This is a genomic window from Ruegeria sp. AA3, assembly GCF_056542905.1.
In genome coordinates, this window is sequence record NZ_JBQGAQ010000002.1 from 382,529 (window position 1) to 396,129 (window position 13,601).

Here is a 13,601-nt window from a genome sequence, read left to right on the forward strand (position 1 = left end):
GGCAGGTTGGACCGCCGCCCGCATTGGAGTGGTTACTGAGAGTTGAACGCGTCGACGATGGCTTTGCCTTCGTCACCAGCGGCCTCAAGCCATTCGTTCGTCATGGTGACGCCGATTTCTTTCAGCTCATTCGTCATCTGCTCGGACGCAGGACCAACGGTCATACCGCCATCGCGCAGACCCTGAAGCGTAAAGCCGGTATATTCCTTGGCGCGCCAGTTACCGGCATACTCGGCCAGTTCCGCACAGCCTTTGATCACATTCTTATTGGCGTCCGAAACACCAGACCACACCTCTGAGTTGACCATCACATAGTTGCGCGGCAGCCAGGCATCCACCTCATAGAAGTAGTTCAGGCTTTCCCAGACCTTGCGGTCATATCCAGTTGAGCCGGACGACACCATGGAATCCGCCACACCGGTTGCAAAGGCCTGGCTGATCTCAGCCGCCTCGATAGTGACGGGCAGCATCCCGGTCAACTCGGCCAGCCGTGAAGTGGCATTGTTGTAGGACCGGAACTTGATCCCTTGCATATCCGCAACCGAGTTCACTTCGTTCTTGAAGTACAGACCTTGCGGTGGCCATGGCACGGCATAAAGCAGGGTCAGATTCTGCTCGGCCAGCAGCTTTTCAATCGAAGGTTTAGCAGCGTCCCAAAGCTTGGCGCTGTCATCAAATGACGTTGCCAGGAACGGGATCGAGTCAAACCCGAACAGAGCGTTTTCGTTCTGGTGACCAGAGAGCAGACGCTCACCAATTGGGGCTTGCCCGGTCTGGATCGCACGCTTGATGTCGGCACCTTTAAACAGCGAGCCAGAAGGGTGCGTGACAATCTCAATCTCGCCACCCGTGCCGGTGGTCACGCATTTGGCAAATTCCGCGCCCGTGGCTGAATGAAAATTCGATGCCGAATAGGCCATCGGCATATCCCATTTCTCGGCCATTGCCGGTGCGGCTGCGGCAGCTGTCAGAGCGGTTGCCGCCAGAAGGCTTGTCAGTTTTTTCATCATGTTTCTCCCTGTTAAGTTTTGAGACGCCGGCGTTATTCGCCAGTCATTTCTATGTTGCGAAACGCGAGGGTGCGTAGACGCCCATGTCTGTGTTCGGGGTTCTGCCCGAAATCATCTGGGCCAGAAGTCGCCCCGTTTTCGGCCCGCCTGTCAGGCCTATGTGATGGTGCCCAAAGCCCATATACGCACCGCTAATCCCCGGAGCCTCACCAATAATTGGGATCGAGTCAGTTGGTGCAGGGCGGTGCCCCATCCATTCCACTTCCTCCTTCCATGTCAAACCCGGGAAAGCCATCCGGGCATTCTTGCGCATCAATTCAAACGGCGCGCGCGAGGGTGGCGCATCAAGCCCGCCAAACTCCACAATGCCAGCCAAACGAATGCGCCCATCCATCGGTGTGGCAACAAATTTGCCAGAAACCACCATGACCGGACTGCGCGGCATGGCAGAAGGCTCCACCAATTCAAGATGATAGCCGCGTTCGCTCTCAAGGGGAACAGAAATGCCCAGACGCTTGGCTAAAGGTCCTGACCAAACGCCTGCGGTTACGATCGCAGTTTCGCACGCGATGGTTTCCCCACCCGTACGAACGCCGGTTACCTTTCCATTCTCCTGAACCACATCATCGACTGCGGCACGAAGGATCGTGCCTCCATTTGCTTCCACATACGCCGCCAGATCTTTGACATAGCGACCCGGGTCAGTGATGTGGCCGTGGTCCGAGAGCTTCGCAGCAAAACCGATGTCTTCACTATAGACCGGGTCATAGGCATGGAAGGCTGGGCCTTCCAACTCGTCCCATATGAAACCGTTCCGACGACGAATGTCCCACCCAAATGCGTCTTCCTTGTAATGCGTCCGGTCTTTGTAGAGGAACAGGTAGTCGGATGGCACGATCCACTTTTCAGCGCCTGTGCCCTCGGCCAGCGCTTTGTGGTCGTTCAGGCTATCACCAACAATTGGTGTCAGAGCTGCAGCGATGCGTTCCACATCTGATGCATTCGCATGACTCAGATAGCGGGTCATCCAAGGGACCAGCTTTGGCAGGTACCCCCATTTCAAAAACAATGGCTGCGACGGGCTGAGCAGCATTTTGGGCGCTTTTCTGAGAAGCCCCGGAACAGTCACCGGCACAATCGAGCAGGACGCCAGCACGCCCCCATTGCCGTGGGAGGTCCCCTCCCCCGGTTCCGCCTTGTCGATCAGGATTACCTTATGTCCTTCCCTCTGCAGCCATACCGCAGCAGACACGCCGACGATCCCGGCACCGATGATCGTTATGGTCTTCTTCTCGCTCACGCCGCCACCGCCTTTGCCACTGCATAATGATCAAGTTTGGCTATATCTGGCCTATTGCCGAGACCAGGAGCGTCAGGGACGACCACTTGGCCGCCGCTGACTTGGAAGGGGCTTTCCAGAATGTCTTCTTTCAGGAAATAGGAAGCTTGGTAGAACTCGCAGCCCAACGTGATCTCAGGGGTTGCCGCAATCATGTGCGTTCCTGCCAGATGTGCCAGTCCAGCCTCGAACATATCGCCGCCATAGGCTGTCAGACCATGTGCTGCAGCAACACGGGCCACAGACTGCCCCCGGGTCAGACCACCGGATTTCATGATTTTCACAGATACCCCATCACAAATGCTCTCGCGCGCGGCACGTTCCATATCTTCAGGGCCAAAGACACTCTCATCGGCCAGCAGCGGTACGTCGATCATTTGTCGTAGCTTGCCCATCATACCGAAATGGTGGGCCCGGACGGGTTGCTCGATGAAATCCGGAGCGAATTGCGCAACATCACGTACCTGAGCGGGAGCGTCCTCAATACTGAGCCCCTGATTATAGTCCACTCGAACCGAAAGCTCCGGATAATTCTGAGCGAGATACTCTAGTCGCATGATATCAAAGGCGTGATCCTTGAACCCGGTTTTGAGCTTCACAAGGCGTACACCATCCGCCTGCAACCGAGCCAAGAGGTCAATATCCTGCACAAAATCTGGATTCGCGATAGAGCAACTGAGCGGGATGGTCTCACGACACCGCCCACCCAGAAGGGACCAAACCGGAACTCGGCTGATCCTGCCTGCAAGATCAAGCAACGCAGTCTCCAATGCGGCCTTCGCTTCGGTGCAATGTGCGACCGCATAAGCCGCCCGCGCCATGATCGCTGACCGATTAGCGACCACCTCTCCGACCACGAGTGGGCGCAGATAACGATCCAGGGCTGCGTAGGTGGCTTCGGGGGTGCCTGTGAAAACGGACCAAGGGGACGCTTCACCAAACCCTTCGTTGCCGTCTTCGGACTTGAGACGCAGAACAACGACTTCGCAGACGCCTTCAACGGACCCAATACCGTGATCTCGGCGCGAGGTAACCGGCAACTCAAGGTGCCAAAGATCATAGCCTATGATTTTCTGTGACAGATTGCCCATTGCGCCCCCAGCCTATGGCGAGAGCCTGCCTTGACCGAGCTATCATTTCAAATACTATATTATCTAGAGATCATCAGGAAAAATGATACTGTAAAACATGTCCCTGCGTTTTCGTCAGCTGCAAGCCTTTCATGCAATAATGGAGACCGGAACCGTGACAGGCGCGGCTTCGGTGCTTGGTATTTCACAGCCGGGTATCAGTAACCTTCTAGCCCAACTCGAACGAGAAGCGCGGCTACCTCTATTTGAGCGTAACAAAGGGCGCCTTCTGCCTACGCCAGAAGCTGAATTGCTGTATCGCGAGGTTGATACGGTTGTTCGAGGCCTGGACCACGTGGCGCAGGCCGTCAGGGATCTGCAGAACAAGCACCCCGGCCAATTGCAGATCGCCGCACCACATCTTTTATCCTTCGGCTTCATGCCGCGTGAGATTGCTCGCTTCGCCAAAAGCCGCCCGAACCTATCGGTAAGTTTTCAATCGCAATATTCCTCGAAGATTCAAGAGTGGGTAATCTCTGGCTTGTTTGAGATCGGCATTGTCGAGATGCCCATTCTGCATGACACGCTAAACTACCAAGTCTTTCAGTTTGAAACGCTGGCAACCTTCCCAGAAGGAAGCCCATTGGCTGTCCATGATGTGCTCACACCCGAGATACTCGAAAACGAACCGTTCATCGTGATGGGTCCTGAACATCAAACAAACAGGCGGACCAGGGACATCTTCCAATCCGCGGGGCGCACTTGGCGGACTCAGATCCACACCCATCTGTCCGAAAATCTGCTGAGCTTCGTTAAGCAAGGTATGGGGGTTGCGATGATCGACCCCTTTACCGTTACTTTTGATGGCGAGAGCGGGTATCAAACCCGCCCTTTCCGACCCGCCGTGATGCTGGATCTGGCAATCATCACCGCCAAAGGACGCCCTCTTTCAACGATTGCTCAGGATTTTATGGCCCAACTAACCCCTTCGATCGCCTCCTACGCGACCCACTCTGAGACGGGTGCTGCCGCTTCGTGAAGCTGTTGCGAATGGATGTCGACCAGTGTCGGTCCATCATGCTCAATCGCCTGTTTCAGAACTTTCGGTAGATCCTCAGGGTCTTTGACTGTCCAGGATTTCACACCAAAGGCGCTTGCGACGGCGGCGTGGTCGGTGCGGTTGAAATCGACGTTGTAGTAGCGCTGGCCAAACCCCGCGTTCTGTCCCGCTTTGATCCAGCCAAAGACTGAATTCGAGAACACGATCGATGTGATCGGCATGTTGCGTCGCACCATGGTTTCGAACTCACCACAGGTGAATCCAAAAGAGCCGTCCCCCATCACGGATAACGTCTTGACCGAAGGCCGCCCGACATGTGCGCCCATAGCAGCACCCAAAGAATACCCCAGCGCCCCATGGGCCCGATTGGTAATGAAATGCCGCCCGGGTTTCCGCCAGCGGTAATGTGCACTGAAATAAGGACATGGCGTGCCTGGATCAGCGACCACAATCGCATCGTCATCCAAAATATCCATCAGCGAAGCCATAACCGCTTCGGGACGGATCGGTGTTTCGTGGCTAGCAGCGAGTGAGTTGAAGGCCACCATCTTGGCCGCCCATGCGGCGCTGGCTTTGGTAGCACCACCAAACTTTGGCAGATCACTCCGTTCTTCCAGCGCCTGTGCCAAAGCCTCAAGCGCCAATCGGGCGTCGGCACAAATTGCAACCTCGGTCGGATAATTGGCCCCGATCACCATCGGGTCACTGTCGATATGAATGATAATGGCATTGCGCGCGGGGCTTCTCCAGCGTTCGGTCGTAACTGATCCGGCACGACAGCCGATGAAAAGAACGACATCGGCCGCGTCCACCACTGCACGGGTGGCAGGTACCCCGCCATTCGACCCGACGACACCCAAGGCAAGAGAATCTGTTTCGGCGATGGAGCCCTGCCCGGATACTGTCGTGGCAACGGGCATATCCAACAGCGCCGCGACACGGCGCAGGGCGTCTGTGGCTCCGGACAAAACAGGTCCTCCCCCGCAGACCGCCACTGCGGATTTCGATCCCGCGAGTATTTCTGCTGCCGCCTCGATCGCGTCCGGATCAGGCCCTGCGCGCTCGGCTGGATAACTGCGATGCCGGGCATCCGCCCAGATTTCGGCCTCATCGACCGGCGCTTTCTGAGTGTCAAAGGGCAGAGCAAGATGTGTGGCCCCGGGAGTTCCAGTTGTCATCGCTCGAAAAGCAGCACGCACCATGGCTGGCAGTCGCGTGGCATCATCCAGTGATGCGTTCCACTTAGCCAGCGGTTTGAACAACGCGGGCTGGTCCAATTCGGTGAGCGGATACTTCCCCCGACTGGTCGTTGCCACATCTGAGGTAATTGCCAATATAGGGACCGAGCTTTCATTGGCCTCGACCACACCGGGTAGAATGTAGGTCGCCCCACCCCCAGAAGGGCCTTCGCATACACCTGGCTTACCAGTCACCCGTGCGTAACCATCTGCCATATAGGCTGCATGACGCTCGTCCCGGGTCAGAATGTGCTGAATACCATGATCCATGCGGGCCAGCGCGTCATAGAACGGCAGGGTTGTATCACCACACAAGCCAAACATGTGCTTCACACCATGCGCTTCCAGCATACGAACCATTGCTTCGGCTCCGGTCAGATAATTCGTTCCCGTCATGGTAGATACCCTTTCGATTCTTCCTGCACACAATACTGTATACAGTTTTGTATATTGATTTCAAGAACGGCGTGTGGCACCTGTAGATCAAGGAGAAATGCTTATGGCGGGTCCACGCGTTGATGACATCTACGATCAGGTGAAGGCGATGGCGGTCTCATTCCGCCTGCGTCCCGGCGATCGATTGAATGAAGTCGCACTATCGAAAGAATTGGGCGTCAGCCGGACCCCATTGCGTGAGGCTTTGAACCGGTTGGTCGCAGAGAGATTGTTCGACTTTCGCCCGGGACAGGGTTTCTTTTGCCGCCCTCTGGATGCCCAGAGCATCTTTGACTTGTTCGAGTTGCGCCAAATCATCGAAACCGCCGCAGTTCGAGCGGCGTGTACTAAAGCCTCTTCAGAACAATTGCAGGCGCTCCATGATGAGCTGTATGCAACCGGTATCGATATCACCGGATTGACGGTCGAAGAAGCGGTGACCCGGGACGAGGCATTCCATCTAGGAATAGCCAAACTATCCGGAAACAAAGAGTTGCTGCAGACGCTGACACGGATCAACGAGCGCATTCGCTATATTCGCTGGATTTCCATGAGCCTTGACCGGGTTCAGCGATCGAAAGACGAGCATAAACGTGTCATGCAGGCACTGATGGACCGAGATGCCGATGAAGCTGCACGGGTTTTGGGCACCCACATCAACAAGCGGATGGATCAGGTGCAGGATGCGGTGCGCCATGGGATATCCAGTATCTACATGGAAGGGTCCAAAGATATCTCGACCCGCATCATTCAGGAGGCGCAGTCATGATCGCGAAGGGCGGCAAATCTATCTATGGTGCATCCGTCGGGATTCTCATGCTGGACGCCCAGTTTCCACGGGTTCCCGGCGATATGGGGAATGCGCAGACATGGTCGTTCCCGGTGTTGTATCGCATTGTTCGCAACGCTTCACCTGATCTTGTGGTCCGGCAACGGGCAGAAGGGCTGCTGGACGCGTTCATCGACTCCGCAAGAGACCTTGTCAAAGATGGGGTGGACGGGATCACCACCAATTGCGGCTTTCTCTCGCTGTTTCAGGAAGAACTGGCCGACGCGGTATCTGTCCCTGTAGCAACCTCCTCATTGATGCAGGTTGAGATGGTCAATCGCGTTTTGCCAGCGGGAAAACACGCCGGAGTACTAACCATATCCGCATCGACGTTGAGCAAAGAACACCTAAGAAAAGCTCGTGTTCCCGAGGGCACACCAATCGGCACAACCGAAGGAGGCCTCGAATTTACCTCGGCGATCCTTGATAACAAACTGACATTGGATGTGGACCAAGCCCGCTCTGACAATGTCAAAGCAGCGCTTGCCCTACAGTCCGACAACCCTGACCTTGGCGCCATCGTGTTGGAATGCACCAATATGTGCCCCTACGCGCCGGATATTCAAAAAGCGACGGGCCTGCCCGTCTTTTCCATCGTGTCTTTCATAAACTGGTTTCATGCCGGACTAGCCCCGCCTAAGTACCTGTAAAGTCCCAGAACATAAGAACTGCCCCTACACACTTAGGAAGACCATATCACCTTCCCTACGGTTAATATGTTAAGGAAAGTCCTTGACCCCAGCGAGCGTTTTACTTAACATGTTTATCAAATAATCGCAGAGAGGGACCATGCCGCATTTTCACGTCGACTACTCGGGAAACCTCGAAAATATCGTGGACATGAGCGGTCTGTGCGAATGCCTCCGTGCGACAGCGGCGGATATTGATACCTTCCCTACGCCCGGAATTCGCATTCGCGCGGTGCGGGTCGATCACTATGCCATCGCCGATGGAAACCCGGCCCACGGGTTTATCGATATCTCGATCCGCCTGCGCGCAGGTCGCAGTGAAGATGTGAAACAAGATGCCACTCGGCGCATCTTTGAGGCAGCCAATACTTATCTGGCCCCGGCCATGGCCCGCCATTCAATCGCATTGTCGCTGGAAATGCGTGACATAGACCCTGAGCTTTCCCCAAAAACCGGCACGATCCGCGACCATATGGGCGCGGCCCGTCAGGAGACCTGATACATGAGCGCACTGGACAGCAATATCGAAAAACTGGCTGGCTATCTGACCCGTTTCAAGGAAACTGGAATCAGAAACCGGATCAATGGGAAAGACAACGATGGCTCTGGTGGTGTGTTTCAATCCACGACACCAGTTGATAAAAGCACCATCTGTGATGTGGCCCGCAGCACCGAGGCTGATGTAGATGCGGCGGCCCAAGCCGCAAAGGACGCATTTCCAGCGTGGCGGGACATGCCCGCAACAGAACGAAAGAAAATTCTGATCAACATTGCTGACGCAATCGAGACGCGCGCCGAAGAGATTGCCCTATGCGAATGCTGGGACACGGGACAGACATGGCGGTTCATGTCCAAGGCAGCTTTGCGCGGGGCCGAGAACTTTCGCTATTTTGCTGATCAGGTGGTGCAGGCCCGCGATGGTCAGCAGTTGAAATCACCAACCTTGATGAATGTTACCACCCGCGTACCAATTGGCCCGGTGGGTGTGATCACGCCATGGAACACGCCCTTCATGCTGAGCACATGGAAGATCGCTCCTGCGCTCGCAGCGGGCTGTACCGTGGTTCACAAACCGGCCGAAGATAGCCCGCTAACCGCAAGACTGCTGGTAGAAATTGCTGAAGAGGCCGGGCTTCCGCCAGGTGTTCTGAACACCGTAAACGGTTTTGGTCATGATGCAGGCAAACGTCTGACTGAGCATCCTGCGATCAAAGCAATTGCTTTTGTGGGTGAAAGCCGCACCGGAAGTATCATCACCAAGCAGGGGGCAGATACACTGAAGCGGATGCATCTTGAACTGGGCGGAAAAAACCCGGTGATCGTGTTTGATGACGCCGATCTGGATCGTGCGCTGGATGCGGTAATCTTCATGATTTATTCGATCAACGGTGAGCGCTGTACTTCGTCGTCGCGTTTGCTGGTACAAGATACGATCAAAGAGGAATTCGAAGCCCGCTTGATTGAACGTGTCAATAACATCAAGGTCGGGCATCCGCTGGACCCAGCAACCGAGATTGGCCCGATTGTAACCGAAGAACACTACAATAAAGTCACCAGCTACTTTGACATCGCTAAGGCTGACGGTGCCACGATCGCCGCAGGTGGCGAAAAGGTCGGCGACGAAGGCTATTTTGTCCGCCCCACCCTGTTCACTAACGCCAATAACCAGATGCGGATTGCGCGCGAGGAAATATTTGGGCCCGTTCTGACCTCAATCCCCTTCTCGACCGAAGACGAGGCGCTGATCATGGCGAACGACACCGACTATGGCCTGACCGGCTATGTCTGGACCAACGATCTGACCCGCGCCCTACGCTTTACCGACAAGCTCGAGGCTGGGATGATATGGGTAAACTCGGAGAACGTTCGACACCTACCCACACCGTTTGGCGGGGTAAAGGCATCCGGCATAGGTCGCGATGGCGGCGATTGGAGCTTTGAGTTCTATATGGAACAAAAGCATATCGGGTTTGCCACAGGGCAACACAAAATCATGCAATTGGGTAAGCTATAATAGGCCAACCCGCTCGAAAGACTGAAAATTCAGGAGGAGATCATGGGCGAAATCGTTCTTGCTGCAAAGATGACCCACGTACCCACGCTGCTTATGTCCGAGCAGGAAGGGCCGATAAAAGGCAAACGTCAGCCAGCCATTGACGGTCACCGCGAAATCGCACGTCGCGCGAAAGAGCTGGGTGCAACCACAGTGGTTATTTGTGACACCCATTGGGTGATCAATGCCGGGTTCCACATCAACGCGAACGAGAAGTTCGAGGGGCTGTTCACCTCAAACGAATTCCCTCAGTTCATTCAAAACCTGCCTTATTCGTATCGGGGCAACCCGGAAATGGGGGATGCGATTGCCAAAATCGCATCGGATAAGGGCGCCTATACGCTTGCGCATCATCTGGACAGTCTTGAACTGGAATATGGCACTTTGGTCCCGATGCGGTTCATGAGCCGCGAGCATGACATGAAGGTCGTCTCCGTCGCTGCTTGGGCCACGGTTCACGATCACGACGAAAGTCGGATCATCGGTGAAGCCATTCGCGAGGCGGTCGAGGCCAGCGATGAGAAGGTGCTGCTGGTCGCGTCCGGTTCCCTGTCGCACAAGATCTGGGCCAACAAGGATTACGCTGCCAATAACGGCACATTTACCATCAGCTCGGAATTCAACCGCCAGATGGACTTGCACGTTCTTGAAATGTGGAAGAACGGCGACCACGCCACATTCCTCAAAATGCTGGGCGACTATGCCAATTTCTGCTGTGGTGAAGGTTCGATGCACGACACGGCGATGCTGTATGGCGCGCTGGGATGGGATGCCTATGACAAGAAGTGCGAGGTCGTGACTGAGTACTTCCCCAGCTCGGGTACCGGACAGACCAATGTCATCTTCCCTGTTTGAACCCTCGAATTGCTGAATCAGAACCTGAGTGTGGCGGCTAATAGTTGAATTTCAGCATGAGACCGGACCCCGCTGACGAGGACAAAAATCAATGCGCTATGCAACTTACACAGCCAATGAAGAACTATTCTACGGGGCTGTTACCGATGAGGGCATGATCGCCCTTTCGCCGGATTTTCCCCACTGGCCATCTCTGTATGATGTTATAGCTGCAGGTGCACTGGACCAGCTAGAGACGGTTGCCAACAGAAAATCTGTGACACACACCGAGTTCACCTATGAAATGGTCATGCCCAATGCGCGGCGCATCCTGTGCGTTGGAGTAAATTTCCCTGATCGGAATGCCGAGTACAAAGATGGCAGCGCGCAACCAAAATACATGTCGCTGTTTCCACGTTTCGCCAGCGGATTTGCGGGCCATGAACAAAACCTTGTTCGTCCCCCCGAAAACCACACATTGGACTACGAAGGCGAAGTTGCAATTGTCATCGGCAAAACGGGGCGACGTATCCCCAAGGATCAGGCCTATGACCATATTGCAGCGTTGACTCTGTGCAACGAAGGCACGATCCGCGATTGGGTCCGGCACGCGAAATTTAACGTCACGCAAGGCAAGAACTGGGATCGTTCTGGGTCCATCGGGCCGTGGCTGGTGCCATTTACCAACGCCTCTCAGCTGGATGACGCCCGTATTGTCACCCGCGTCAACGGAGAGGTACGTCAGGACGATACGCTGAACCGCATGATGTTTCCGATCCGACGCGAGATCGAATATATCTCGACCTTCATGACCCTGCAGCCTGGGGATATAATCGTTACCGGCACGCCCACAGGCGCGGGTGCGCGGTTTGATCCGCCTAAATACCTCAAGCCCGGCGACGTGGTCGAAATCGAGGTCGAAGGCATTGGGACTTTGCGCAATGGCATCGAGGATGAAATTGTATGACGCCCGCCGAGCATGCAAAAGCCGCTGCAGACTTGCTTGACGCCGAACGCAGCGGCAATCAGATCGGCCTTCTGTCTTTGCGTCATCCTGAGATGGGGATGGATGATGCTTATGAGGTTCAAAACGCCATCTACCGCGCCAAGTTGGCCGAGGGTCGCAGAGTGGTTGGTTGGAAGATCGGCCTAACCTCGAAAGCGATGCAATACGCGCTAAACATCGATATCCCTGACAGCGGTATCTTGTTTGACGACATGATCTTTGACAATGGCGCAACCGTGCCTGCCGACCGATTCATTCAGCCCCGCATCGAAGCTGAGATCGCCTTTGTCACCAAATCTCCGTTGGGTGGAGACAACGTGAGCCGAGAAGATGTGATTGCAGCCACTGACTATGTCGCACCTGCCATCGAAATTCTCGATACGCGGATCCAGCGTGTAGACCCCGAGACCGGCAAGACCCGAACCGTGTTCGATACCATCAGTGACAATGCGGCCAATGCTGGCATTGTGTTGGGTGCCGCGCGCCATAAGATCGATGCTGCCGATCTGCGATGGGTCGGAGCTCTGACATTTCGCAACGGTGAAATCGAAGAAACCGGACTGGGAGCGGGTGTGCTGAACGACCCAATCGAAAGCGTTGTTTGGCTGGCGCACCGCATGGCCACATATGGCCAAAGCATTGAGCCCGGCCAGATTATCCTGTCCGGTAGTTTTATCCGACCGGTCGAATGCCCTTCCGGGACCGAAATCCATGCTGATTTCGGCGCGTTTGGGTCTGTTGACATTCGCTTCGATTAAAAGAGAGTTCGCCATGCCTGCCCCAACAAACCGCTTTAAGATCGCGCTAAAAGAAAAACGCCCCCAAATGGGCTGCTGGATTGGCTTGGCAAGTCCATACGCCGCCGAAATCTCGGCAACCGCCGGATTTGATTGGCTGCTGGTAGATGGCGAACATGCCCCGAATGATCTGCGCTCGATACTGGAACAGGTGCGCGTGATTGAAGCCTCCGACAGCATACCACTCGCCCGCTTGCCGATCGGCGAAACATGGTTGATCAAGCAATATCTGGATGCGGGTATTCAAAGTCTCCTTGTACCAATGGTTGAAAGTAAGGATCAGGCAGAAGAACTGGTTCGGGCGGTTCGGTATCCGCCTATTGGGTCACGCGGTGTCGGTTCGTCTTTAGCTAGGGCGTCGATGTTCGCCGCAATCGACGACTATCTCACCACTGCAGATGACCAGATATGTCTGATCGTTCAGGTTGAAAACCGTGCCGGCATGGCGGCACTTGACGGAATACTGGAGACCGAGGTTGACGGGGTCTTTATTGGACCAGCAGATCTGGCTGCTGATATGGGCCATATCGGCCAGGCAGGACACCCAGAGGTCAAGGCCGCCGTGCTTGATGCCATAAAACGCACAGTGGCCGCTGGCAAGGCGGCTGGTATTCTGACCACGGATCCCGAGATGCAACGCCAATGTCTTGATCTGGGTGCAACCTTTGTAGCCACCGACATTGATGTAACCCGGTTTGCTAGTGCTATTCGCACGAGCGCGCAACAAGCGTTGAGCCTGCTTCATGGCCAGACAGCATCGGGACGGATGACCTCGGCCAACAGCAGCAAATATCTGCAACAACTCTGCAAGCACTGGTCGCACAAGGCCGAGGTTGAATTCAACGAGACGCACGGCCGGATCAACTTTTCGGATGGCAAATCTGTCGAGATGTCGGCGACCCAAGACTATCTGTCGATTGTCGCTACAACGGGCGCGCGCGGTGATCTGGAGCATTGGAAACAGATTATTGAACAACACCTCTTACGCTTCGCCTACCGAGAAGACTGCACGCCGATCTGGGATCAGAGTTCTTCCTGATCCGTTCACGCAGATTTGACAGCAACGAGCCAACAACTAGCCCACTTCCGGTCGCTTACCGTCAGCGTCGCGCCGTTTGACGCATTGAACAAAACCATTGTTTGTGAGACGAACCTGCGCAGTGCAACTACGGGCAAGTCAATTGGTGTACTCCAATGTCCTCAACCGAGCGTTGCTGCCAATTCTAGTGGAGAAGGACGGG

General features: G+C 55.2%; 13 protein-coding genes. 9 read left to right on the top strand and 4 right to left on the bottom strand.

Translation table 11 applies throughout. The features are described from left to right. Window positions 1–32: 32 nt before the first annotated feature. The 3 genes from ACR0JR_RS06255 to ACR0JR_RS06265 are packed head-to-tail and all read right to left on the bottom strand — an operon-like array spanning window position 33 to window position 3,440. Window positions 33–1,007, bottom strand: a complete 975-nt coding sequence (locus tag ACR0JR_RS06255) for a TRAP transporter substrate-binding protein (RefSeq protein ID WP_480455448.1) — start codon at window positions 1,005–1,007, stop codon at window positions 33–35. A gap of 52 nt (window positions 1,008–1,059) precedes the next feature. After that, window positions 1,060–2,310, bottom strand: coding sequence for an NAD(P)/FAD-dependent oxidoreductase (locus ACR0JR_RS06260; protein ID WP_480455450.1), 1,251 nt, complete (start codon window positions 2,308–2,310; stop codon window positions 1,060–1,062). Then, a complete protein-coding gene (locus ACR0JR_RS06265) occupies window positions 2,307–3,440 on the bottom strand; it encodes an enolase C-terminal domain-like protein (protein WP_480455452.1) in 1,134 nt (377 codons plus the stop codon). Before ACR0JR_RS06265 ends, ACR0JR_RS06260 begins: the two co-directional genes overlap by 4 nt. A gap of 97 nt (window positions 3,441–3,537) precedes the next feature. Here ACR0JR_RS06265 and ACR0JR_RS06270 point away from each other — a divergent pair, with 97 nt between their 5' ends. Then, window positions 3,538–4,458 carry a LysR family transcriptional regulator gene (locus tag ACR0JR_RS06270; RefSeq protein WP_480455453.1) on the top strand — a complete coding sequence of 307 codons (921 nt, stop codon included), beginning with the start codon at window positions 3,538–3,540 and terminating at the stop codon, window positions 4,456–4,458. Here the strand turns inward: ACR0JR_RS06270 and ACR0JR_RS06275 are convergent. Then, window positions 4,419–6,113 carry a thiamine pyrophosphate-binding protein gene (locus tag ACR0JR_RS06275; protein ID WP_480455454.1) on the bottom strand — a complete coding sequence of 565 codons (1,695 nt, stop codon included), beginning with the start codon at window positions 6,111–6,113 and terminating at the stop codon, window positions 4,419–4,421. The genes ACR0JR_RS06270 and ACR0JR_RS06275 overlap by 40 nt on opposite strands. 103 nt (window positions 6,114–6,216) lie before the next feature. On the opposite strand from ACR0JR_RS06275, the gene ACR0JR_RS06280 reads away from it, so the two are divergent. The 8 genes from ACR0JR_RS06280 to ACR0JR_RS06315 all read left to right on the top strand — a co-directional run bounded on the left by ACR0JR_RS06280 (window position 6,217) and on the right by ACR0JR_RS06315 (window position 13,399). Beyond that, window positions 6,217–6,921 (top strand): GntR family transcriptional regulator, encoded by a 705-nt coding sequence (locus ACR0JR_RS06280; protein ID WP_170475285.1) that lies wholly within the window; start codon window positions 6,217–6,219, stop codon window positions 6,919–6,921. Then, window positions 6,918–7,631 carry an aspartate/glutamate racemase family protein gene (locus ACR0JR_RS06285; protein WP_480455455.1) on the top strand — a complete coding sequence of 238 codons (714 nt, stop codon included), beginning with the start codon at window positions 6,918–6,920 and terminating at the stop codon, window positions 7,629–7,631. Before ACR0JR_RS06280 ends, ACR0JR_RS06285 begins: the two co-directional genes overlap by 4 nt. Window positions 7,632–7,770: 139 nt before the next feature. After that, window positions 7,771–8,169: a 5-carboxymethyl-2-hydroxymuconate isomerase gene (locus ACR0JR_RS06290; protein WP_170475290.1), complete on the top strand. Its 399-nt coding sequence runs from the start codon at window positions 7,771–7,773 to the stop codon at window positions 8,167–8,169. Window positions 8,170–8,172: 3 nt separating this feature from the next. Next, on the top strand, window positions 8,173–9,684 hold the full coding sequence (gene hpaE / locus ACR0JR_RS06295; protein WP_480455456.1) for a 5-carboxymethyl-2-hydroxymuconate semialdehyde dehydrogenase: 1,512 nt from the start codon (window positions 8,173–8,175) through the stop codon (window positions 9,682–9,684). Between the two features lie 42 nt (window positions 9,685–9,726). Beyond that, complete coding sequence (gene hpaD, locus ACR0JR_RS06300; protein WP_170475294.1) at window positions 9,727–10,578, top strand: 3,4-dihydroxyphenylacetate 2,3-dioxygenase; 852 nt, start codon at window positions 9,727–9,729, stop codon at window positions 10,576–10,578. 91 nt (window positions 10,579–10,669) lie between these two features. Next, the gene (locus ACR0JR_RS06305) at window positions 10,670–11,524 is read left to right on the top strand and encodes a fumarylacetoacetate hydrolase family protein (protein ID WP_480455457.1); all 855 of its coding nucleotides are present in this window, start codon (window positions 10,670–10,672) and stop codon (window positions 11,522–11,524) included. Beyond that, window positions 11,521–12,321, top strand: coding sequence for a 2-oxo-hept-4-ene-1,7-dioate hydratase (hpaH, locus tag ACR0JR_RS06310; protein ID WP_480455458.1), 801 nt, complete (start codon window positions 11,521–11,523; stop codon window positions 12,319–12,321). The genes ACR0JR_RS06305 and hpaH overlap by 4 nt, the downstream gene beginning before the upstream one ends. A 13-nt stretch (window positions 12,322–12,334) precedes the next feature. Then, the gene (locus ACR0JR_RS06315; protein ID WP_480455460.1) at window positions 12,335–13,399 is read left to right on the top strand and encodes an aldolase/citrate lyase family protein; all 1,065 of its coding nucleotides are present in this window, start codon (window positions 12,335–12,337) and stop codon (window positions 13,397–13,399) included. The last annotated feature ends 202 nt before the right edge of the window (window positions 13,400–13,601 follow it).